Source organism: Pseudomonas sp. KBN12P06040 (genome assembly GCF_037574965.1).
GTDB classification, from domain to species: Bacteria; Pseudomonadota; Gammaproteobacteria; order Pseudomonadales; family Pseudomonadaceae; genus Pseudomonas; species Pseudomonas aeruginosa.
In genome coordinates this window covers 5,143,734-5,165,391 of record NZ_JBBELS010000001.1, presented here as the reverse complement: position 1 = coordinate 5,165,391, position 21,658 = coordinate 5,143,734, and the positions used below count along the sequence as shown (strand labels likewise).

Genomic DNA, 21,658 nt, shown 5'->3' with positions numbered 1-21,658 from the left:
CCTGATCGTCATTCCGGCGCCGCTGGATTAGAGTGGGGGCTCGTTCAGGAGCCCGTATGCATTTCGATTCCGTTACCGGCTGGGTCCGTGGCGTCCGCCACTGCCCTTCACCGAATTTCAATCTGCGTCCGCAAGGGGACGCGGTGTCGCTGCTGGTCATCCACAATATCAGCCTGCCGCCGGGACAGTTCGGCATCGGCAAGGTCCAGGCGTTCTTCCAGAATCGTCTGGACCCGAACGAACATCCCTATTTCGAGGATATCCGCCACCTGACGGTTTCCGCGCATTTCCTCATCGAACGCGACGGCGCCATCACCCAGTTCGTCTCCTGTCACGACCGCGCCTGGCATGCCGGGGTTTCCTGCTTCGACGGTCGCGAGGCGTGCAACGACTTCTCCCTTGGCATCGAACTGGAGGGGACCGACACGGAACCGTACACGGACGCGCAGTACACTGCCCTGGCCGGGCTGACGCGGCTGTTGCGCGCGGCCTTCCCGGGGATCACCCCGGAACGCATCCAGGGCCACTGCGATATCGCCCCGGAGCGCAAGACCGATCCCGGCGAGGCTTTCGACTGGTCGCGCTACCGCGCCGGATTGACCGATTCCAAGGAGGAAACATGACGTTCCTGGTGTTGCTGCTGGCCCTTGCGCTGGAGAAGTTCTCCGGCTGGCGCCGGCGTATCCAGCGCGATGGCGCCTGGCTCGCCTGGCTGAGCCTGGTCGAGGACCTGCCCTCGGTGTCCCGCCGCTCCTGGCTGGGGCTGCTGCTCGCGGTGGTCCTGCCGTTGCTGCCGCTGGCCCTGCTGCTGACATTGCTGCAGCCGCTGGCCTATGGCTGGTTGAGCCTTCCGCTGCATCTTCTGGTGGTGGTCTACAGTCTCGGCCGCGGCGACGTCATGGCCGACCTCGGGCCGTTCCGCGACGCCTGGCGGCGCGAGGAGGCCCAGGCTGCCTTCCATGTCGCCGAACGCGATCTGGGGATCCTGGGCGGCAGCGAGAGCGAACTGATCGGCCGGGTGCACAGCCATTTGCTCTGGCAGGGCTACCAGAGCTTCTTCGCGGTGATCTTCTGGTATGCCTTGCTCGGCCCGGTGGCGGCCCTGGCCTATCGCCTGCTGGCACTGGCGCTGGAGCACGCCCGCCAGCCGGCGTTGCGCGAACAGGCGGCGCGCGTCCGGCATATCCTCGACTGGTTGCCGGTGCGTGCGCTGGTGCTGAGCTTCGCCCTGGTCGGCAACTTCCTCGCGGTTATCCGCGTGCTGCTGCACTGGCTGCTGGCCTGGGACATCTCGGCGGCCGCGCTGCTGGGCAAGGCCGGACGGGTCGCCAGCGATGTCGAAGCGGTCGAACTGGGTGCCGCCGGCGTCGCCAGCCTGGATGCGCTCTGGCAATTGCTGGTGCGTGCGGCCGTGCTCTGGTACGCCGTGTTCGCCTTCTGCGCGCTGTTCCTCTGAGCGCAGCGACGGGGAATCCGCCTGCGATTCCCCGTTAACCTTAAGTTACAGAACACCAGGCCGATATCGGGTACACAGGTGAACGTGTCCGCATGATTTCGAAAGGCCATTACCGAGCGGACTCCGTGCGTCAATGTCGCCACGCGGCGGCATCTCTCAGAACGATAAGAACAATCAGGAGACGTCTGGGTGAAGACCGTACTCTATCCCGCTATCGCGCTGATGAACCGGCTCAGCTTCGGCATGAAGTTCGGCCTGATCAGCGTGCTGTTCTTCCTGCCGCTGCTGATCACCAGCTTCTATCTGGTGCGCGATGCCTATCGCCAGTTCAGCGACACCCGGATCGAACTGCAGAGCTTGACGCTGCTGGGTAGCGGACTTCAGATCCGGCGTGGCCTGGAGTCCCTCAACGATCTGTTGCAGATCAATGCGGTCATCGGCCAGTCCGGCAAGGCCGGCGATCTGGAAGCGCGCATCGCGGACGTCCAGAAGGGGTTGCGCGGGCGGCTCGAGGCGCTGGCGCCGCTCAGCGAGGATGGTGCGGCGGTAGCCGAATTCGAGGCCCAGCGCGACCGGTTGCTCAACGGCTTGCAGGCCGTGGAGGCCGAAGGGTCCTTGCAGGGCAAGGGCGCACGGGCGGAGAAGCTGCTCGGTAGCGCACAGGTATTCATCAAGTTGCTTATCGCCCAGGCCGGGCTCAGCCAGGACAGCCAGCGCCAGGTGCGCCAGCTCAGCGAGCTGGTCGGTTCGATAACGCCGGAGGTGACGGCGGCCATCAGCAAGGGGCGCGCCATCGGCGCCTACTCCCTGGGCCAGGGTTTCCTCAATTCGTCCTCCAGCGCGCGGCTCGACGAACTGCTGCTGGAGTTCGAGAAACTGCATGGCGAGTACGGCCTGAAGCTGCAGGAGTCCCTGGCCGGCAGCCCACCGGCGCTCGAGGAGGCCGCCCAGGCCAGTCGCGAGACCCTGAAGAGCCTGGGGCAGTTGTTCGAGGACCGGGTGATCGTGGCCGAGACGCTGGATACCCCGTGGACGCAGTTCTACGATCAGGTCAGCGCGGCGATGGACAAGACCTACCAGCTCGACGACGCCGTTCTCGGCTATCTCGATACCCAGTTGCAAAAGCGCCTGCAACAGGTGCGCACGCAGATGCTGTTGCTAGTCGCCGCGCTGGCCGTGGTTTTCGCCGCGATCCTATACCTCTACGGCGGTTTCTACGTCTCCACCCGCGCCACCTTGAAGGATCTCGGGCGAATGATGGAGCGCGTCGCCGGCGGCGACATGACGGTCAGCTTCCAGGCCCGCAGCCGTGACGAACTGGGCGAGCTGGGACAATCGTTCAACGAGTCGGTGGCGAAGATCCACGACCTGATCGAGCGGGTCAGCCAGACCGTCGGCGAGGTCGAGCGGCAGACCCTGCGCGTCGAGTCGGTGTCGGCCGAAAGCAACCAGGCGGTAGCCGGGCAACGCAGCCAGATCGAGCAGGTGGCCACGGCGATGAACCAGATGGCCGCTACCGCCCAGGAAGTGGCACGCAGCGCGGCGATGGCGGTGAGCAGCGCGAACAGCGTGAACCAGGAAACCCTCAGCGGGCGCAGCCTGGTCGAGTCGCAGGTGGGTAGCATCCAGCGCCTGGCCGGCGAGATCGACCAGTCGGTGGCGGCGATCAATCGCCTGGCCAGTGACAGCGCCTCGATCAGCCAGGTGCTGGATGTGATCAAGGGCATCGCCGAACAGACCAACCTGCTGGCGCTCAATGCGGCGATCGAGGCCGCTCGTGCCGGGGAGCAGGGGCGCGGTTTCGCGGTGGTGGCCGACGAGGTGCGCACGCTGGCCAAGCGCACCCAGCAATCCACCGCCGAGATCGAACAGATGATCCTGCGCCTGCAGGGCGGCGTCGATGCGGCGGTGAAGGCGATGGGCAGCAGCCACCATACCGCCGATGGCACGGTCAACGAGTCGGCGCAGGTGCAGCAGGCACTGGAGAATATCCTCGGCGCGGTGGGCATGATCGTCGACCAGAACCAGCAGATCGCCGCCGCCGCCGAGCAACAGACCGCCGTGGCCCACGATATCGACCAGAACATCGTCGAGATCAACCAGGCCGGCGAGCGCACCGCGGAAGGCGCCAGCCAGACCGAACGGGCCAGCCGCGAACTGGGCGCCCAGGTGACCCAGCTGAAACGCCTGATCGGCGCGTTCCGGGTGTAGGCGCAAGGCCTGCGCGGGACGTTTTTCGTCCATCCGATTGAACGCTGGGCGGACGGGGACATCCCACTGTCATGCACATGGGGTAAAGGCTGAGCAGGTCAATCCGGCGGTGCGACAGGCGGAGGCGAAATCGCGGCATTTTTTTATTGATCTCGCGTCCCCTTGGTCCTAAAGTTCGCGCCCGAACGTCCATGCTGGAAACGATCCATCCGGCTCAAGTACTGACGACGAGAGATCGCCTTGTGGCAAGGCGACGTCCGCTGCTCAAGCGGTCAGGTCGTCGCGCGGGACATGTGCGCGACCTACCAGGATGAACAGGCGGTGGCTGCCGGCAGGCAGGTGATACTCGGCGACATGCCTTGGGAAGTAGGCGAACCAAAGTGGGGAAACGGATTAGACGTTCAGCTTCACCCCTACGAATCCATGTGTTTTGCCATTGGGAGTCCCAACCATGTCCATCAAGGTCGAGGATTATTTCGCCCCTGAAACCTTCCAGCGCATGAAGGCCTTCGCCGACAAGCAGGAAACCCCCTTCGTGGTCATCGACAAGCAGACCATCGCCGATGCCTACGACCAACTGACCGACTGCTTCCCCTTCGCCAGGATCTACTACGCGGTGAAGGCCAATCCCGCTACCGAAATCACCGAGCTGCTGCGCGACAAGGGTTCGAACTTCGATATCGCCTCGATCTACGAACTGGACAAGGTGATGAAGACCGGCGTCGGTCCGGAGCGTATCAGCTACGGCAACACCATCAAGAAATCCAAGGACATCCGCTACTTCTACGAGAAGGGCGTGCGCCTGTTCGCCACCGACTCCGAAGCCGACCTGCGCAACATCGCCAAGGCCGCTCCCGGCGCCAAGGTCTACGTGCGTATCCTCACCGAGGGCTCGACTACCGCAGACTGGCCGTTGTCGCGCAAGTTCGGCTGCCAGACCGACATGGCCATGGACCTGCTGATCCTGGCCCGCCAGCTGGGCCTGGAGCCCTACGGCATTTCCTTCCACGTCGGTTCGCAGCAGCGCGACATCTCGGTGTGGGACGCAGCGATCGCCAAGGTCAAGGTGATCTTCGAGCGCCTGAAGGAAGAAGACGGCATCGTCCTGAAGATGATCAACATGGGCGGCGGCTTCCCGGCCAACTACATCACCAAGACCAACGACCTGGAAACCTATGCGGAGGAGATCATCCGCTTCCTCAAGGAGGACTTCGGCGACGACCTGCCGGAAATCATCCTCGAGCCGGGCCGTTCGCTGATCGCCAATGCCGGCATCCTGGTCAGCGAAGTGGTGCTGGTCGCCCGCAAGTCGCGGACCGCCGTGGAGCGCTGGGTCTATGCCGACGTCGGCAAGTTCTCCGGACTGATCGAAACCATGGACGAGTCGATCAAGTTCCCGATCTGGACCGAGAAGCAGGGCGAGATGGAAGAGGTGGTGATCGCCGGCCCGACCTGCGACAGCGCCGACATCATGTACGAGCACTACAAGTATGGCCTGCCGCTGAACCTGGCGAGCGGCGACCGCCTTTACTGGCTGTCTACCGGCGCCTACACCACCAGCTACAGTGCGGTGGAGTTCAACGGCTTCCCGCCGCTGAAGGCGTTCTACCTCTAGCGCAGTCGCCTCTGTTACGAAGAGCCCCGCCTCGGCGGGGCTTTTTCATGTCGCTCTGGAAGCCTCGCGGCGCTCGTGCCAGCCTTGTTCGACAACCCATGACAAGGACGCCGACATGACAGGCAATGGTATTTCCCTGGTGACCCTCGGGGTCGCCGATCTGGCCCGCTCCTCTCTCTACTACCAGGCGCTGGGCTGGCAGCCCTCTTCGGACGGCAACGAGCAGGTGGTATTTCTCAAGGGCCGCAACCTGGTCCTCGGCCTCTACGGACGCAGCGCCCTCGCCGAGGATGCGCAGGTGGAAGATCGTCCGACCGGCTTCGCGGCTATCACCCTGGCCTGCAACTGCGCCTCGCGGGACGAGGTGGACCGTCTGTTCTCCGCAGCTACGGCGGCCGGCGGGCAGGCGACCAAGATGCCGCAGGAAGTGTTCTGGGGTGGCTACTCCGGATATGTCGCCGACCCGGATGGACACCTTTGGGAAATTGCCTACAACCCGTTCTGGCCGTTCGACGAGCAGGGCAACCTGGTCTTGCCCTGAGGGCGCTACGGATGGAAAAACGCCCCGCTCGGCGGGGCGTTTTCTTTGGCGGCGGTCAGCCTTCGTTCGGCTGGCGGGACGGTGCGCGCGGCGTCGTTGGCGCGGGTCGTCCGGCCTGGGCTACCTGCTGCCCGGCGTCGGCCTTGTCCAGCGGCAGCTTGTCGAAGTCGCGCAAGCCATTGTGGGCATAGGGGTTGCCGATCCAGCGGACTTCATGCTGGAAGTCGTTGCTCACCAGGCTCTTGGTCGGATCGAAGAGGTCATAGTTGAGGCCGGCGAGGTCGGACCAGGTATGGATCAGGTCTTCGCTGCTGTAGCGTCGGTCGACCAGGGCCTGCAGGTCGCGTGGGTGGGTCTGCTGCCAGCTGGGCGAAGTCCAGACCAGGAAGGGCACGGTGTACATGCCGCGGGTCGGGTCGCCTTCGTTGCGGCCGAGGCGGTCGTGCGGGGCTTCGTCGAAGACTTCCTCGCCATGGTCCGAGAGGTAGACCAGGAAGCCGTTCGGATCGCTGTTGGCGAAGCCCTTGATCAGGCTGGAGACCACGTAGTCGTTGTACAGCACGGCGTTGTCGTAGCTGTTGTAGACCTCCACCTGGTCGTCGCTGAGGGCCGCCGGGGCGCCCTGGCGGTCGACGAAGCGAGCGTAGTCGGCGGGATAGCGGTACTTGTAGTTCATGTGGGTGCCGAGCAGATGGACCACGATGAACTTCTTCGGCGCCGGGTCGTCCAGCACCTTGGCGAAGGGCGCCAGCACCGCGCCGTCCAGCTGGCTGGCGTTCTGGCTGCGCTGGTTGTTCAGGTAGAACTGCGCATCGGTCTGCTGGGCGAAGGTCGTCAGCATGGTGTTGCGCTTGGTCATGGTCTGCTGGTTGGTGATCCAGAAGGTTTTGTAGCCGGCCTGCTTCATCAGGTTCATCAGCGACGGATCGGTGAGGAAGCGGTCGGGATGCTCCTGGTCAGCGAACGTTAGCACCTGCTGCAGCACCTCGATGGTGTATGGCCGCGACGCCACCACGTTGTTGAATACCGTGAGGTTCCGGTTCGCGGCCTTCAGTGCGTCCAACTGCGGGGTCGTTTCGCGTGGATAGCCGTAGAGGCTCATGTGCTTGCGCGACGTGGATTCGCCGATCACCAGGACCAGCGTGCGCGGCGTATCGCCATTGGCATCGACGAGGTTCTTCAGCGGCGGTAGGGCCGCGTTCTTTTGCAACAGCGCCTGCATGCTGCCCAGTTGCTGGCGGTATTGCTGGTAGCCGATCAGCAATTGCCAGGGCACCGCCGGTTCCATGCGCGCCTGGACCTTGTCCAGGGCTTCGTCGAAGGGCCGGCCCTGGCTGACCAGTTGCTTGTAGAACGGATAACCGATGGTCGCGACGATCAGCAGCACCGCCACCGGCAGGGCGCTGAAGCGCGGCAGGTAGACCGGGCGCAGGCGGCGCCAGAGGAGGATGGCGACCAGGCTGTAGAGCACCAGGCCGAGGGTCATCCAGGGGTTGAAGTACTGGCTGAAATATTCGCTGGCCTCGGCGGTGTTCGACTCGAACATCACGAAGATCACGCTTTGCGAGAATTCCTGGTGATAGATGCCGAAATAGCTCAGGCCGACCAGCGAGGCGGCCCACAGCACCAGCCCGATGACGGCGGCCAGCGGCTTGGTCCAGCGCGGGAACAGCAACACCGGCGCAAGCCAGATGGTGCTCAGCACCATGGCGTTGCGGAAACCGGAGAAACCGCTGTTGCCGGAGGTCAGCAGGAGCAGTTGGGTGATACCGGAGAAGAACCAGAAGAACAGGAACAGCCAGCCCAGGCCGGCCCAGTCGATGCGATTGCGCGTAACGCGTGGTGGGGTGGGGGACACGATAGCCTCGTTCGATGGATCGGAGGCGCGATCGTCGTTCGCCTCGATGAAACGGCGAGGGTAGGGAAAGGCTTGTCAAAAAAGTGTTATGTGGGCGTGAACAAAGGGTCGTGCGTTGTTCGTCAGGCGGGTAGTCGTGCGTGCCCGTGACGTTCGAACGCCTGTTCCAGGGCCTCTCGATCGGTGTCGTCGCCCAACTGCGCCGCGCGTCGGTAGTAGGCCAGCGCCAGGCTGCGGAACGGCGGGTGGGCCGACTGCTCCAGGCCATGGCGGGCACTGCGCAGGAAGTTTAGGTTGCCGCCTTCGAGGGCACGCCGGAGCCAGGTTTCGGCTTCGGCATGGCGGCCCGAGGCGCTGAGCATCGCGGCGTGGCTGAACTGGCCGCGAAAATCGCCGCCCTCGGCGGAGCGTCGATACCAGTGCGCAGCTTGCGCCAGGTCGCGAGCGACCACCAGGCCTTCTTCGTGGTAGCGCCCCACCAGGTTCATCGATTTCGCGTGGCCCTGCTCGGCCGCTTGCCGATACAGCGCATAGGCGCGCGGCTGGTCCTGGGGCACGCCGCGGCCGGTGGCGTGAAGATTGGCCAGGTTGTAGCGGGCCCAGTCGAGGCCGGCCTGGGCGGCGATCCGATAGTGGACCGCTGCCGCGGCTGGATCCGCCGGGCCGCCCCAGCCATGTTCCAGGCAGCGAGCGAGCATATTGCGCGCCATTGCGTGGCCGTGCCCGGCGGCGATCGCGAACCAGGTCCGCGCCAGGGTCGGGTCGCGCTGGATGCCTTGGCCGTCCAGAAGGATCTGTCCGAGCAGGGCCTGGGCTTCCGTCAGGCCCTCGCGCGCAGCGCCGAGGATAGCCTGGGCAACCTCGCCCGGGGTACCGGCCAGTTGTGCGGCGAAACCTTCGGCGTCCAGTGCGTCGTGACGGAGCAGCAGGTGGCGCATGTTCAGAGTTCCGACCAGCGCCGCAGGAGATTGTGGTAGGTGCCGGTTAGGCGGATCAGCGAGGGATGGTCGGGCACGTCGTGGGTGAGTCGCTGGATCGACTGGTCCATTTCGAATAGCAGGGTGCGCTGGCTGTCTTCGCGGACCAGGCTCTGGGTCCAGAAGAACGAGGCGTAGCGCGCGCCACGGGTGACCGGATTGACCTTGTGCAGGCTGGTGCCGGGGTAGAGCACCAGATCGCCGGCGGGCAGCTTCACCTGTTGCAGGCCGTAGGTGTCCTGGATCACCAGTTCGCCGCCGTCATAGTCCTCCGGGTCGCTGAAGAAGAGGGTCGAGGACAGGTCGGTACGGACCCGCTCGCGGCCGCCATGGACGTCGCGCACGGCGTTGTCGATGTGGAAGTCGAACGAGCCCCCGCCGGTATAGCAGTTGAACAGCGGCGGGAAGACCTTGAGCGGCAGGGCGGCGGACATGAACAGGGGATGGTTCCACAGGCGCTGCAGCATGGCTTCGCCGATCTCCCGGGCCAGCGGGTGGTCCTGCGGCAGTTGCAGGTTGTGCTTGGCCTTGGCCGATTGGTAGCCGGCGGTCGCCTTGCCGTCGGCCCATTCCGCCTGCTCCAGGGCTGCGCGGATCCGGGAGACTTCCTCGGCGGTGAAGATGGCGGGAATATGCAGCAACATGGCGCTGTCCATGAAGGCGAAATGATTGCCAATGATATTGATTTGCATTGGACGTGTAAAACCGCCAGAAGTTGTAGACGAGCGAGATGGGAAAAAATGTAATGAGAAAATTGTAAAGAATGTAAATTCCTGTCGAATGCGAATCCGTAATAATTGATAACAATTCTGATCTGCAATAAATTCCGCGACCTTCACAGCTCCCGGGGAGGGGTTTCGAATGTCGCGTCAGTCCACGGATACCGCCGTTTCTTCGCAACGTCTGCTGGCTTCGGCCATCGGTGTCGCCATCACCGCCATCGCCGCACCGCAGGCAGCCCACGCCGACGAGGCCGGGCAGAAAAAGACCGACAAGGACCGCGTACTGTCGCTGGATGCGGCCACCATCGTCGGCGAGCAGCAGGACGAAACCACCTACAACGTCGACCGCTCGGCGTCGAAGAAGTACACCGCGCCGCTCTTGGATACGCCGCGCTCCGTCACGGTAGTACCAAAGCAGGTGATAAAGGATACCGCCGCCGTGTCTCTCCAGGATGCACTGCGTACCGTTCCAGGCATTACCTTTGGCGCGGGCGAGGGCGGCAATCCCACCGGTGACCGGCCATTCATTCGCGGCTTCGATGCGCAAAGCGATACTTACGTCGATGGTGTACGCGATACTGGTGCACAGACCCGCGAGATCTTCAACCTTGAGCAGATCGAGGTCAGCAAGGGCCCTAACTCGGCATTCGGAGGACGTGGCTCGGCCGGCGGCAGCCTCAATCTCGTCAGCAAGCAGGCCAAGGCTGGGAACTTCATCGATGGCGGCTTCACCTATGGTTCTGACCAGACTCGCCGCTACACCCTGGACCTCAACCAGGAGTTCCTCGATGGCAATGCGGCATTCCGGCTGAATCTTCTCAAGCACGATGCCAATGTCGCGGGCCGCGATGAGGTCGATGTCAGTCGCTGGGGCGTAGCGCCGTCGCTCACCTTCGGTCTTGGCTCGCCGACCCGAGTGACCGTCAGCCATTATCACCTGGAAAGTGACGATACCCCGGATTCGGGCATTCCCTATGCCAAGAGTAGCGATCGCAGCAAGCACAATCCGGACAAACCGGTGAATGTGGATCGAGGCAATTTCTATGGGCTGACGGGGCGCGATTTCCAGAAGAGCCGCATCGATACCAGTACCATCACCGTTGAGCATGATCTGACTGACAGCCTCACTATTCGCAATACCTCGCGTTACGGCAACAGTCATCAGGACTATCTGTGGACACAACCGGATGACAGCCAGGGCAACATAAACAACGGCTCGGTCTGGCGCCGCCAGAACAATCGGGTAAGTACCACCACCACAGCAGTCAACCAGACTGACCTGTTTGGAGAGTTCTACCTGGGTGGCTTCAAGAACAGCTTCAGCACCGGCCTGGAGTTCAGCCGAGAAGACAGCAAGCGCGATGGGTATACCGTCGATACCAATACCGGCCTGGGCAGCAACAAGTGCAATCCATCGCTGATCGGGGCGCCTAGCGGCTATAACTGCACTAGTCTGGAAAATCCCAATCCGCACGATCCATGGAATGGCAGTATTACCCGGAAATATGCGCCGCTGAATACGGTCGGCACCACCAAGGCAATATATGCGTTCGACACCATCGACCTGAACGAGCAGTGGCAGGTCAATATTGGCGCGCGCTTCGATAGTTTCGAAACTACGGCGAAGAACCACGGTGTAAGACCCGCTACCAAACTCAGCGACAAGTCGAGCTTCTGGAACTGGCAGGCAGGCTTGGTGTGGAAACCTGTACCCAACGGCAGCATCTATGCGTCCTACGCCACTTCGGCTACGCCGCCGGGTAGCATGCTCGATAATGGGGATACCTCGAATGCTGTCGACGGGTTCGCCATCAGCAACAACCTTGAACCGGAAGAAACCACGAACTACGAGCTTGGTACCAAGTGGGCTTTCTTCAACGAGCGGCTGGAGCTGAGTGCCGCGATCTTCCGCACCGACAAGGACAATACCCGCATCCTGGTCGCCAACCAGACCTACGACAACGCCGGACAATCCCGCGTCGACGGCGTGGAGTTGAGCGCCAGCGGCAAGCTGACCGAGAAGTGGAAGGTGTTCGCGGGCTACAGCTACCTGGACAGCGAGTTGGTCGATGCCGGTAAGGCTGGGCGTAACGGCAATGTGAACGCATCGGCGGCTTCCAACAACGGCAACGAGATGCCAAATACGCCGAAGAACAGCTTCAGTCTCTGGACCACCTATGACATCTTCCCGAAGACCACCATCGGCGGCGGGGCTTTCTATGTCGACAAGGTCTATGGCGACGTTGGCAATACCGTCTATGTCCCCGATTACTGGCGCTATGACGCAATGGCCAGCTACAAACTGAGCAAGAACATCGATTTCCAGTTGAACGTGCAGAATGTGTTCGACAAGAAGTACTTCGACAAAGCCTATGCGGCGCACTATGCGTCCCAGGCCGCTGGAAGGACGATACTGTTCAGCACCAACTTCCACTTCTGACAGCCGCTCTCGCTCCCCACGAAAGCCCCATTCCCCCTGCGGGATGGGGCTTTCCCGCATCCAGGTGGGTAAATAGAGCGTAAAGAACGTTAATTCGGCTTTATCGCAACTGATTATCAAATAGAATTGCCCGCCGACGTCCTCGTGTCGTCTGGCCGGCGCTTGGCGTCGGCGTAGTCCCGTTGTTGCCGCGCGGCGGCCGTGAAGGTGATCCTGTGAAGAAAGTCTGGTTCCAGTTGCATTGGTTCTTCGGCATCAGCGCCGGCCTGGTGCTGGCGCTGATGGGCGTCACCGGAGCGACCCTGTCGTTCCAGGACGAACTGATGCGCGCGCTCAACCCTGACGTGCTGGTGGTGCAGAAGCGCCCCGAGGGCGTGCTGCCGCTGGACGAACTGGTGCGCCGTATCGAAGGCGCCGAGCCGGGGCGGAAAGTGGCCTTCGTCTGGGTCGAGATGGACAGCGACAAGGCCGGGCGGATCTTCTACACCCCGCCGCCGGGACAGCGCCGCGGCGAGTCGCGCTGGATCGATCCCTACACCGGGGCTTTCGTCGGCGAGCCGCGCGGCGAGGGTTTCTTCAACCTGATGATGCAACTGCACCGTTTCCTCGCCATGGGCGAGTACGGCAAGCAGGTCACCGCCGCCTGCACCCTGATCCTGATCTTCTTCTGCCTGTCCGGTCTCTACCTGCGCTGGCCGCGCAAGGTCCTCGACTGGCGCGCCTGGCTGACCCTCGACTGGTCGCGCAAGGGGCGCAGTTTCAACTGGGACCTGCATGCCGTGGCCGGCACCTGGTGCCTGGCGTTCTACCTGCTGGCTGCGCTGACCGGCCTGTACTGGTCCTACGAGTGGTACCGCAACGGCCTGTTCAAACTGCTCGACGACGCGCCCGCCGGCCAGCAGGCGCAGCGCGGCAAGCCGGGCGGACGTGGCGAGCGCCCGGCCGATGCGGCTCCGCTGGTGGTCGACTACGCGGCGGTATGGAACAGCATCCGCCAGGCCGGCGGCGACCGCTTGCAGGCCTACAACCTGCGCCTGCCGCCGGCGGGCGGCCAGCCGGCGACAGTGTTCTATCGCCTGACCGACGCGCCGCACGAGCGTGCCTTCAACACCCTGACCCTGGACCCGGCCAACGGCCAGGTGAAAAGCGACCAGCGCTATAGCGACCGTTCTTTCGGCAGCCAGTTGCTGGCCAGCGTCTATGCATTGCACGTAGGCAGCTATTTCGGCATGGCCGGACGCATCCTGATGATGCTCGCCAGCCTGGTGATGCCGCTGTTCTTCATCACCGGCTGGCTGCTCTACCTCGACCGCCGGCGCAAGAAACGCGCGGTACGGGCGAGCCGCGCCGACCTGGGCGGCAGCGCCGGCGCCAGCGGCGAGCCCTGGCTGATCGGCTACGCCAGCCAGAGCGGTTTTGCCGAGCAACTGGCCTGGCAGAGCGCCGGCCAGTTGCAGGCGGCCGGGTTGCCGGTGCGGGTCGAATCGCTGGCGCGCCTGGATGCCGGGCAACTCGCCGAGGCGCGCAAGGCGCTGTTCGTGGTCAGCACCTTCGGCGACGGTGAGGCGCCGGACAGCGCCCGCGGCTTCGAACGCAAGGTGCTTGGCCAGGCCGCCAGCCTCGATGGCCTGAGCTACGCCCTGCTGGCCTTGGGAGATCGCCAGTACGAGCAGTTCTGCGGCTTCGCCCGGCGCATGCAGGGCTGGTTGCAGGGGCAGGGCGCGCGGAGCCTGTTCGCCCCGGTGGAGGTCGATGATGGCGACGCCGCGGCCCTGCGCCAATGGCAGGAAAGCCTGGCCGAGGTGACCGGCGGTGCCGCCCCGGCGGCCTGGGAAGCGCCGGCCTTCGAGGTCTGGTCGCTGGCGCGGCGGGAGTGCCTGAATCCTGGCAGCCAGGGCGAGTCGACCTGGCTGCTGGACCTGCGTGCGCCGGCCGACAGCGCCATCCAATGGCGCGCCGGCGATCTGCTGGAGATCGTTCCGCACCAGGCGCCCGCGCGCATCCGCGAATGGCTGCAGCGGCATCACCTGGACGGCCAGGTGCGGGTGGCGGTCGAGGGCGTCGAGCAGAGCCTGGAGCAGGCCCTGGCCGGGCGCCTGCTGCCGGATTCTTTCGAACACCTGGTCGGCTTGCACCCGCAGGCGCTGCTGGATGCGCTGATTCCGCTTTCCGTGCGCCAGTACTCCATCGCGTCGCTGCAGAGCGATGGCGACCTGCAACTGATCGTACGCCAGGAGCAGCATGCCGACGGCAGCCTGGGCATCTGCTCCGGCTGGCTCACCGAGTACCTGCCGCTCGGCGCCGCGCTGACCCTGCGCCTGCGCCGCAACGCGGGTTTCCACCTGCCGGAGGATGACGTGCCGCTGATTCTCATCGGCAACGGTACCGGGCTCGCCGGCCTGCGCAGCCTGTTGCGCGCCAGCATTGCCGCCGGGCGCAAGCGCAACTGGCTGCTGTTCGGCGAACGCAATTTCGCCCACGACTACTACTGTCGTGCGGAGCTGGAGCAAGCCCTGGCCAGGGGCGAGCTGCAACGCCTGGACCTGGCCTTCTCCCGCGACCAGGCGGAGAAGATCTATGTCCAGGACCGCCTGCATGAAGCGGCGGATGAACTGCGGCGCTGGATCGACGAGGGCGCGGCCTTGTACGTCTGCGGCAGCCTGCAGGGCATGGCCGGTGGTGTCGACCGGGTACTGCGCGAAGTGCTCGGTGAGGAGGCCTTGCAACGCCTGGCCGACGAAGGACGTTACCGGCGCGACGTGTACTGAACGGATGAATGAAAAAGGCTCCCAAGGGAGCCTTTTCGTTGCCAGTTGCTGGGACTGCCGGGCTTTCCGGGGCGTAGGACGAATAACCGCAGAGCGGTTATCCGCCATTTCGGCGGGGTATCGGCGGATGACGCCGTTGGCGTCATGCGCCCTACGGGCTATCGGGACGTCGCGCCGCCCGTGGCGTAGGGCGAATAACCGCAGAGCGGTTATCCGCCATTTCGGCGGGGTGTCGGCGGATGACGCCGTTGGCGTCATGCGCCCTACGGAGCTATCGGACTTCGCGCTGTCCGTGGCGTAGGGCGAACAACCGCAGAGCGGTTATCCGCCATTTCGGCGGGGTGTCGGCGGATGACGCCGTTGGCGTCATGCGCCCTACGGAGCTATCGGGGCCTTGCGTCGCCGGGCCTCAGATCCACAGGATGAAAGCCAGTACCAGGGCGAAGAAGCCCCATTTCTGCAGGTAGTAGAGCTTGCGGTTGCGCTTCTTCAAACGTTTGCCCTGCAGACGGATCTTGTAGAGGCTGTCGAAGATCCGATTGAGTCCGCCGGTCCGGTCGCCTGCGTTGTTCGGGGCGGCCGCGGCAGCCATCACGTTGCGGCTGAACCAGCGGTTGAAGGCGGTGGCCCAGCCCTGGGTCAGCGGCCGCTCGATGTCGCAGAAGAGAATGATGCGGTTGTGTTCGGTGGCGTTTTCCGCGTAGTGGATGAAGGTTTCATCGAACACCACCGCCTCGCCGTCGCGCCACTGGTAGCGCTCGCCGTCCACCTCGATGAAGCAGGCCGGGTCGTTGGGGGTGAACAGTCCCAGGTGGAAGCGCAGCGAGCCGGCGTAGGGATCGCGGTGTCGCACCAGCTTCGAGCCCGGCGGCAGTTCGGCGAACATCGCCGCCTTGACCGAGGGAATCTGCCGCAACAGGGCGGTGGTCTGCGGGCAGAGTTGTCCGGCGGAGGGATGGGCCTCGTCGTACCATTTCAGGTAGAAGCGCTTCCAGCCGCTCTTGAAGAACGAGTTGAAACCGATATCGTCGTACTGTTCGGAACGCTTGATGTTGCCGGCGTCGTGCAGGTGCAGCGCCTCGCTGCGGATGGCTTGCCAGTTGTCGACCAGAACCTGCAGTTCGGGGAAGGTCTGCGGTGCCAGGTAGGGGCGGTTCGGTACCTTCGAGAACAGGTACATCAGGCAGTTGATCGGAGCGAGGAAGCTGGAGTGGTCGCTCAATTGGCGCGACAGCTTGTGGCGTACCCGGCCGCGAAAATGGACATAGAGGATGCTCAGCGCATAGGCCGCCAGGATGAGAACTTTCATGAATGCAAGGTCGTCGGTGCAAAAGAGGAGAATTTACTCCTGTTCTCAGTGCCTGAGTATGCTACCTGACGCTAATTCGCCAGCACTGCGCTCATTTTTCCGTAATCCTGGCCTCGAAAGGAGCGCACAATGAACGACACCGGCCGGCGTATCCTGCTCAACTGCGACATGGGCGAAAGCTTTGGCGCCTGGCGCATAGGCGACGATGTCCACAGCATGCCGCTGGTTGACCAGGCCAACCTGGCTTGCGGCTTCCACGCTGGCGACCCGCTCACCATGCGGCGCGCGGTGGAGCTGGCGGTACGCCATGGCGTGAGCATCGGCGCGCACCCGGCCTATCCCGACCTGAGCGGCTTCGGCCGGCGCTCGCTGGCCTGCTCTGCCGAAGAGGTGCATGCCATGGTGCTGTACCAGATCGGTGCGCTGGACGCTTTCTGCCGTTCCCTCGGTGCCCAGGTGGCCTATGTCAAGCCGCATGGCGCGCTGTACAACGACCTGGTCGGCGACGATGAGCTGCTGCGCGCCGTGCTCGACGCCTGCGCCGCCTATCGCAAGGGCCTGCCGCTGATGGTGCTGGCCCTGGCCGACAACGGCCGCGAGCTGGAACTGGCCGACGAGGCCGACGTGCCGCTGCTGTTCGAGGCCTTCGCCGATCGCGCCTACCTGCCGGACGGTCGGCTGGCGCCGCGGCGGCTTGGCGGCGCGGTGCATCACGATCCGCAGCGGATCATCGAACAGGCCCTGGCCATCGCCCGCGGCGAAGCCTTCCCCGACTACGACGGCAACCCGCTGCGCCTGACCGCCGACAGTCTTTGCGTGCATGGCGACAACCCGCAGTCGCTGGCGGTCCTCCGGCGCCTGCGCGCGGCCCTGGACAGCCTGTGATCCGCATCGAACCCGCTGGTGCCGAAGCCCTGCTGCTGACGCTCGCCGAAGAGCCCGAAGTGGACCTGTCTGTGCGCCTGGCCGAGCTGGCCAGACGTCTGCGCGAGGGGCTCGGCGAAGGCGTCAGGGATCTGGTGCCGGGCTGGACCACCCTGATGCTGCATTACGACCCCTACCGCATCGCCCCGCAGGTACTGGAAGAACGCCTGGGTCCGCTGCTGGCGGAGTGGCACGCCTGGCGCCCCGCCGATGATGCCGGGCGCCTGCACGAGATTCCCGTCTGGTACGCCGGCGAGGACCTCGCGACGGTAGCGGTTGCCTGCGGATTGACTGGCGAAGGAGTGATCGAACTGCACAGCGCGGCCGAATACCGGGTCGGCGCGATCGGTTTCGCTCCGGGATTCGCCTACCTCGGCGGCCTCGATCCGCGCCTGGTCCTGCCGCGGCGGGCCACCCCGCGGGCGCGTGTACCGGCCGGCAGCCTGGCCATTGCCGAGGCGCAGACGGCGATCTATCCGCAGGCCTCGCCCGGCGGCTGGCACCTGCTGGGACGCAGTCCGTGGCGTCCGTTCGATCCGGCCGTCACTCCTCCGTGCCCACTGGCGCTGGGCGACCGGGTGCGCTTCGTCGCCATCGGGCGCGAGGACTTCCTCGACCTGGGTGGGCGCGAATGAATGGTTTGCGGGTCGTCAAGGCGGGACCGCAGAGCCTGCTGCAGGACGACGGCCGGCGTGGCTGGCAGCACCTCGGCGTATCCCCGGGCGGCCCTCTGGACCGCCAGGCGGCAGCCTGGGCCAATCGTCTGCTCGGTAATCCCTGGGGGACGCCATTGCTGGAAATCGCTTTCGGCGGCTTGGTGCTGGAGTGCAGGGTGAAGGCGACCTGGCTGGCGCTGACCGGAGCGCGCCTGGCGCTGACGGTGGACGGTCGCGAATGCCTGCCCTGGAGTCGCTTCCGGGTCCGCCGCGGGCAACGCATCGAACTGGGCTTCGCCGAGGCCGGGCAGCGTGCCTACCTGGCCTGCGCCGGCGGTTTCCGGGCGAGGCCGGTACTGGGCAGCGTCGCCTGCCAGGTTCGCGACGGGCTCGGCGGTTTACAGGGCGATGGCCGGATCCTGGCGGAGGGCGATTGCCTGCCGTGTGCCGAAGCGGGAGCGGCGTGTCCGTGGGATGCCAGCGTGCCCTGGCGTTTCCAGCCGGACTACCGGCAGCAGCGGCCCTTGCGCGTGCTGCTCGGCGGCGATGCGGCGGCCTTCGACGCAGCCAGCCGGCAAGCCTTCTTCGCCAGCGCCTGGCGAATCAGCCCGCGGTCCGATCGCATGGGCGTCCGCCTGGCCGGCAAGCCACTGCGCGGGGCGCCGCGCGCCTGGTCGCAGGGCGTGGTGGAGGGCGCTATCCAGGTTCCGCCCGATGGCCAACCCATTGTGCTGATGGCCGACCGCCAGAGCATGGGCGGCTATCCGCTGCTGGGCTTCGTCCATCCACTGGACCTCTCGCGCCTGGCGCAAAGCCCCGCGCATAGCGAGGTAACCTTCGTCGAGAGCGACCTGGCGACGCAGCAGGCCGATCTGCTGCGCTTCTACTGCTTCTTCCGCGGCTGAGCGCTCAGCCGGCCAGGTGGCCGAGCGGCAGCGGCGAGGGCGCCTTGACCGTCTTGATCGCGAAGTTGCTGCGAATGTCGCTGACCCCGGGCAGGCGCAGCAGGGTCTCGCTGAGCAGGCGTTCGTAGGCGCGCAGGTCGGGGACCACCACTTGCAGGAGGAAGTCCGACTCGCCGGAGACGAGGTGCACCGAGATCACCTCCGGCAGGTCGACCACCGCACGGTGGAAGGCCTCGGCCTGCTCCTGGCGGTGGCGTTCCACCTTGATCCCGACGAACACCGTGAGGCCGAGGCCGACCTCGTCGCGGTCGATGCTGGCCTGGTAGCCGCGAATCACCCCGGCCTCTTCCAGCAGGCGCACGCGGCGCAGGCAGGGGGACGGGGAGAGGCCGATCTCCTCGGCCAGTTGGACGTTGCTCAGGCGGCCGTCGCGCTGGAGGGCGGCGAGGATGCGGTGGTCATAGGCGTCGAGTTTCATCTTGGCATATCCGGATGGATAGTCTCCAGAGAGTAGAATTTACTGCCAAATAGAATGGATAGGCTGGTGGAAAACGCAAGCACCTGCCCTGCCTTGCGGGCATAGAATCGTTATCCGGGTCACCTTCCTGGAGCCGATACGATGGACACGAGCGCTTTCCTGATTGCCCTGGCGGTGGTTTACCTGGTGCCCGGACCAGACATGCTCCTGCTGTTCCAGACCGGCGCCCGCCAGGGCCGTCGCGCGGCGCTGGTCACCGCCCTCGGCCTGGCCCTGGCTCGGGCCTGCCATGTGCTGATGGCCGCGACCGGGCTGGCGCTGCTGTTCCGTACCGCTCCCTGGACCTTCGACCTGGTGCGCTTGCTCGGCGCCGCCTACCTCGCCTGGCTTGGCCTGCAGATGCTGCGCGGTGGCGGACTGGCCTTGCCGACCAGCGACGCGGGCTCCGCGCCGCTAGTCCCCCACGCCGACCGCCGGGCCTTGCTGCGCGGACTCCTGACCAACCTGCTGAACCCCAAGGCCCTGCTGTTCTGTTCGGTGCTGCTGCCGCAGTTCGTCAGCCCCGAGGCCGGTTCGCTGGCCGTCCAGTTCGCCGCGCTCGGTGCGGTCCTGGTTCTGGTTGGCCTGGCCTTCGACTGCGCCTACGCCCTGGTCGGTGGCCGCCTGGGCCGCTGGCTGGCGTCCCGGCCGCGGGCACAGCGCCTGCAGCAGTGGGGCTTCGGTGGGTTGTTGATAGGGTTCGGGGTAAGGCTGGCGCTGCTGCGCCAGCTCTGAAGGGCTGCGGGGCGGCGAGCGCCCCGTGGCGCTCAGCCGAGGAACTGCTCGGCGTGGTGACAGGCCACCTGGCGCTGGTCGAGCAGGCGCAGCTCGGGCACCTCGCTGCGGCAGCGCTCAGTGGCGTAGGGGCAGCGCTTGTGGAAGGCGCAACCCTCCGGCGGGTGCAGCGGGTTCGGCAGTTCGCCCTGGATGCGGATCTTCGGCTTCGTCGGGTCCGGGTGGATCGCCGGGGTCGCGGAGAGCAGCGCACGGGTGTAGGGATGCAGCGGGTTCTCGTAGAGCTTGTCCGCCGGCCCCATCTCCGCCGGTCGGCCGAGGTACATCACCAGGACATCGTCGGCGACGTGGCGGACCACCGCCAGGTTGTGCGAGATGAACACGTAGGCGGTGCGGAACTGCTGCTGCAGGTCCATGAACAGGTTCAGTACCTGGGCCTGGATCGACACGTCGAGGGCCGAGGTCGGCTCGTCCGCCACCAGCACCTTGGGTTGCAGCATCATCGCCCGGGCCAGGGCGATGCGCTGGCGCTGGCCGCCGGAGAACATGTGCGGGTAGCGCTGGTAGTGCTCCGGCCGCAGGCCGACCTGGCGCATCATCTGCTGGACCTTTTCGCGGCGTTCCTCGCGCGACAGCGCGGTATTGATCAGCAGCGGCTCGGCCAACTGGTCGCCGATCTTCTGTCGCGGATTGAGCGAGGCGTAGGGGTTCTGGAAGACCATCTGCACGTCGCGGCGCAACTGCCGGCGCTGGTCCTTGCTGGCGCCCTTGACCTCCTGCCCGGCGATTTTCAGCGAGCCGGAGGTGGGTTCCTCGATCAGGGTCAGGGCGCGCGCCAGGGTCGACTTGCCGCAGCCGGACTCGCCGACCACGGCGAGGGTCTTGCCGGCTTCCAGTTCGAACGATACGCCGTTCAGCGCGCGCACCTGGGCGTGGCCCTTGAACAGGCCGCGGGAGACTTCGTAGTGACGGGTCAGATCACGGGCGGTCAGAACGGTTTCCATCAGGCCACCTCGTTCAGCAGGTTCAACGGATAGAAGCAGCGCACCGCGCCGCGCTCGTGCGCCTCCAGGGCTGGCCGCTCCTGGCGGCAATGCTCCTGGGCATAGGGGCAGCGTGGCGACAGCAGGCAACCGCGCGGGCGGTCGTAGCGCCCCGGAACGATGCCGGGCAGGGTGGCCAGGCGGGCTTCGCCGGCACAGTGCTCGGGGATCGCCTTGATCAGCGCCTCGGTGTAGGGATGGGTCGGGCGGTCGAACAGCGCCGGCACGCCGCCGATCTCCACCGCTTCGCCGGCGTACATCACGCAGACGCGCTGGGCGGTCTCGGCGACCACGGCGAGATCGTGGGTGATCAGGATCAGCGCCATGTCCTGGTCGCGCTGCAGGTTCAGCAGCAGCTCCATGATCTGCGCCTGGATGGTCACGTCGAGGGCGGTGGTCGGCTCGTCGGCGATCAACAGCTTGGGCTCGGCAGCGATGGCCATGGCGATCGCCACGCGCTGGCTCATGCCGCCGGAGAGCTGGTGCGGGTAGGCGTCGAGACGGCTGGCGGCGGCCGGGATCTCGACCCGTTCGAGCAGTTCCAGGGCGCGCTGGCGCAGGGCCTTGCCGCGCAGGCCGAGATGCAGGCGGAGAACCTCCTCGATCTGGTAGCCGACGGTGTAGCTGGGGTTGAGGGCGGTCATCGGGTCCTGGAAGACCATCGCCATGTCCTTGCCGACGATGCGCCGGCGCTGGCGGCCCTTGAGGGTGAGCATGTCGTGGCCGTCGAAGCGCAGGTGATCGGCGGATACCCAGCCGGGGGCGTCGATCAGGCCCATCAGGGCCATCATGGTCACCGACTTGCCGGAGCCGGACTCGCCGACGATGGCCAGCACCTCGCCCTTGTCGACGCTCAGGTCGAGGCCGTCGACCACGGGCACGGCGGTGGTGTCGCCGAAGCGTACGCTGAGGTTCTTGATATCGAGGAGGCTCATGCGGCGGTCTCCTGTGGCGCGGATACGGATGCGCTGTTCATGGTTG

18 protein-coding genes are annotated in these 21,658 nt (G+C 65.3%); 11 read left to right on the top strand and 7 right to left on the bottom strand.

Annotated elements, in window-relative coordinates:
* The first annotated feature begins 56 nt into the window (after positions 1-56).
* From ampD to VQ067_RS24305, 5 genes are all read left to right on the top strand, one after another.
* On the top strand, positions 57-623 hold the full coding sequence (ampD, locus tag VQ067_RS24325; protein ID WP_143978270.1) for a 1,6-anhydro-N-acetylmuramyl-L-alanine amidase AmpD: 567 nt from the start codon (positions 57-59) through the stop codon (positions 621-623).
* Positions 620-1,456, top strand: coding sequence for a regulatory signaling modulator protein AmpE (ampE, locus tag VQ067_RS24320; RefSeq protein WP_003134884.1), 837 nt, complete (start codon positions 620-622; stop codon positions 1,454-1,456). Before ampD ends, ampE begins: the two co-directional genes overlap by 4 nt.
* Before the next feature lie 189 nt (positions 1,457-1,645).
* Positions 1,646-3,667: a methyl-accepting chemotaxis protein gene (locus VQ067_RS24315; protein ID WP_003094624.1), complete on the top strand. Its 2,022-nt coding sequence runs from the start codon at positions 1,646-1,648 to the stop codon at positions 3,665-3,667.
* Between the two features lie 451 nt (positions 3,668-4,118).
* Complete coding sequence (locus VQ067_RS24310) at positions 4,119-5,282, top strand: type III PLP-dependent enzyme (protein ID WP_003094617.1); 1,164 nt, start codon at positions 4,119-4,121, stop codon at positions 5,280-5,282.
* Positions 5,283-5,397: 115 nt separating this feature from the next.
* Positions 5,398-5,823: a VOC family protein gene (locus VQ067_RS24305; protein WP_003110340.1), complete on the top strand. Its 426-nt coding sequence runs from the start codon at positions 5,398-5,400 to the stop codon at positions 5,821-5,823.
* A 55-nt stretch (positions 5,824-5,878) separates the two neighbouring features.
* Here the strand turns inward: VQ067_RS24305 and VQ067_RS24300 are convergent, their stop codons facing one another.
* The 3 genes from VQ067_RS24300 to VQ067_RS24290 form a co-directional block, all read right to left on the bottom strand.
* Positions 5,879-7,681 (bottom strand): phosphoethanolamine transferase CptA, encoded by a 1,803-nt coding sequence (locus VQ067_RS24300; protein WP_003141345.1) that lies wholly within the window; start codon positions 7,679-7,681, stop codon positions 5,879-5,881.
* Between the two features lie 122 nt (positions 7,682-7,803).
* Positions 7,804-8,619: a tetratricopeptide repeat protein gene (locus tag VQ067_RS24295; protein ID WP_033990666.1), complete on the bottom strand. Its 816-nt coding sequence runs from the start codon at positions 8,617-8,619 to the stop codon at positions 7,804-7,806.
* Between the two features lie 2 nt (positions 8,620-8,621).
* Positions 8,622-9,302: a Fe2+-dependent dioxygenase gene (locus VQ067_RS24290; RefSeq protein WP_003110338.1), complete on the bottom strand. Its 681-nt coding sequence runs from the start codon at positions 9,300-9,302 to the stop codon at positions 8,622-8,624.
* A 217-nt stretch (positions 9,303-9,519) separates the two neighbouring features.
* Here VQ067_RS24290 and piuD point away from each other — a divergent pair, with 217 nt between their 5' ends.
* Entirely contained in the window at positions 9,520-11,820 is a 2,301-nt protein-coding gene (piuD, locus tag VQ067_RS24285; RefSeq protein ID WP_019486068.1) for a TonB-dependent siderophore receptor PiuD, read from the top strand.
* A 215-nt stretch (positions 11,821-12,035) separates the two neighbouring features.
* Positions 12,036-14,588 (top strand): PepSY domain-containing protein, encoded by a 2,553-nt coding sequence (locus VQ067_RS24280; RefSeq protein ID WP_033990667.1) that lies wholly within the window; start codon positions 12,036-12,038, stop codon positions 14,586-14,588.
* A 409-nt stretch (positions 14,589-14,997) separates the two neighbouring features.
* On the opposite strand, the gene lpxO is transcribed toward VQ067_RS24280, so the two are convergent.
* On the bottom strand, positions 14,998-15,897 hold the full coding sequence (gene lpxO / locus VQ067_RS24275) for a lipid A hydroxylase LpxO (RefSeq protein WP_033990668.1): 900 nt from the start codon (positions 15,895-15,897) through the stop codon (positions 14,998-15,000).
* 129 nt (positions 15,898-16,026) lie between these two features.
* Here lpxO and VQ067_RS24270 point away from each other — a divergent pair, with 129 nt between their 5' ends.
* Genes VQ067_RS24270 through VQ067_RS24260 form a run of 3 tightly spaced genes read left to right on the top strand, consistent with a single transcriptional unit; the run spans position 16,027 to position 18,382 of the window.
* Positions 16,027-16,782: a 5-oxoprolinase subunit PxpA gene (locus VQ067_RS24270; RefSeq protein WP_019486066.1), complete on the top strand. Its 756-nt coding sequence runs from the start codon at positions 16,027-16,029 to the stop codon at positions 16,780-16,782.
* A complete protein-coding gene (gene pxpB, locus VQ067_RS24265; RefSeq protein WP_019486065.1) occupies positions 16,779-17,456 on the top strand; it encodes a 5-oxoprolinase subunit PxpB in 678 nt (225 codons plus the stop codon). The genes VQ067_RS24270 and pxpB overlap by 4 nt, the downstream gene beginning before the upstream one ends.
* On the top strand, positions 17,453-18,382 hold the full coding sequence (locus VQ067_RS24260) for a 5-oxoprolinase subunit C family protein (RefSeq protein WP_033990670.1): 930 nt from the start codon (positions 17,453-17,455) through the stop codon (positions 18,380-18,382). Before pxpB ends, VQ067_RS24260 begins: the two co-directional genes overlap by 4 nt.
* 4 nt (positions 18,383-18,386) lie before the next feature.
* On the opposite strand, the gene VQ067_RS24255 is transcribed toward VQ067_RS24260, so the two are convergent.
* Complete coding sequence (locus VQ067_RS24255; RefSeq protein WP_003094456.1) at positions 18,387-18,860, bottom strand: Lrp/AsnC family transcriptional regulator; 474 nt, start codon at positions 18,858-18,860, stop codon at positions 18,387-18,389.
* A 141-nt stretch (positions 18,861-19,001) separates the two neighbouring features.
* Between VQ067_RS24255 and VQ067_RS24250 the strand changes: the two genes are divergently transcribed.
* A complete protein-coding gene (locus VQ067_RS24250; protein ID WP_003110331.1) occupies positions 19,002-19,634 on the top strand; it encodes a LysE family translocator in 633 nt (210 codons plus the stop codon).
* Between the two features lie 32 nt (positions 19,635-19,666).
* On the opposite strand, the gene VQ067_RS24245 is transcribed toward VQ067_RS24250, so the two are convergent.
* Together VQ067_RS24245 and VQ067_RS24240 are read right to left on the bottom strand one after the other, a co-directional pair.
* Positions 19,667-20,638, bottom strand: a complete 972-nt coding sequence (locus tag VQ067_RS24245; RefSeq protein ID WP_003110330.1) for a peptide ABC transporter ATP-binding protein — start codon at positions 20,636-20,638, stop codon at positions 19,667-19,669.
* A complete protein-coding gene (locus VQ067_RS24240; RefSeq protein WP_003094451.1) occupies positions 20,638-21,612 on the bottom strand; it encodes an ABC transporter ATP-binding protein in 975 nt (324 codons plus the stop codon). Before VQ067_RS24240 ends, VQ067_RS24245 begins: the two co-directional genes overlap by 1 nt.
* Positions 21,613-21,658: the final 46 nt, after the last annotated feature.

What these genes read in the sequence shown, in the direction of transcription:
- ampD (WP_143978270.1), top strand. Translation starts at nt 57, where the DNA reads ATGCATTTCGATTCCGTTACCGGCTGGGTCCGTGGCGTCCGCCACTGC.
- VQ067_RS24295 (WP_033990666.1), bottom strand. Translation starts at nt 8,619, where the DNA reads ATGCGCCACCTGCTGCTCCGTCACGACGCACTGGACGCCGAAGGTTTC.
- VQ067_RS24260 (WP_033990670.1), top strand. Translation starts at nt 17,453, where the DNA reads ATGAATGGTTTGCGGGTCGTCAAGGCGGGACCGCAGAGCCTGCTGCAG.
- VQ067_RS24240 (WP_003094451.1), bottom strand. Translation starts at nt 21,612, where the DNA reads ATGAGCCTCCTCGATATCAAGAACCTCAGCGTACGCTTCGGCGACACC.
- VQ067_RS24250 (WP_003110331.1), top strand. Translation starts at nt 19,002, where the DNA reads ATGGACACGAGCGCTTTCCTGATTGCCCTGGCGGTGGTTTACCTGGTG.
- VQ067_RS24270 (WP_019486066.1), top strand. Translation starts at nt 16,027, where the DNA reads ATGAACGACACCGGCCGGCGTATCCTGCTCAACTGCGACATGGGCGAA.
- piuD (WP_019486068.1), top strand. Translation starts at nt 9,520, where the DNA reads ATGTCGCGTCAGTCCACGGATACCGCCGTTTCTTCGCAACGTCTGCTG.
- VQ067_RS24290 (WP_003110338.1), bottom strand. Translation starts at nt 9,302, where the DNA reads ATGTTGCTGCATATTCCCGCCATCTTCACCGCCGAGGAAGTCTCCCGG.
- lpxO (WP_033990668.1), bottom strand. Translation starts at nt 15,897, where the DNA reads ATGAAAGTTCTCATCCTGGCGGCCTATGCGCTGAGCATCCTCTATGTC.
- VQ067_RS24305 (WP_003110340.1), top strand. Translation starts at nt 5,398, where the DNA reads ATGACAGGCAATGGTATTTCCCTGGTGACCCTCGGGGTCGCCGATCTG.
- VQ067_RS24245 (WP_003110330.1), bottom strand. Translation starts at nt 20,638, where the DNA reads ATGGAAACCGTTCTGACCGCCCGTGATCTGACCCGTCACTACGAAGTC.
- VQ067_RS24310 (WP_003094617.1), top strand. Translation starts at nt 4,119, where the DNA reads ATGTCCATCAAGGTCGAGGATTATTTCGCCCCTGAAACCTTCCAGCGC.
- ampE (WP_003134884.1), top strand. Translation starts at nt 620, where the DNA reads ATGACGTTCCTGGTGTTGCTGCTGGCCCTTGCGCTGGAGAAGTTCTCC.
- VQ067_RS24255 (WP_003094456.1), bottom strand. Translation starts at nt 18,860, where the DNA reads ATGAAACTCGACGCCTATGACCACCGCATCCTCGCCGCCCTCCAGCGC.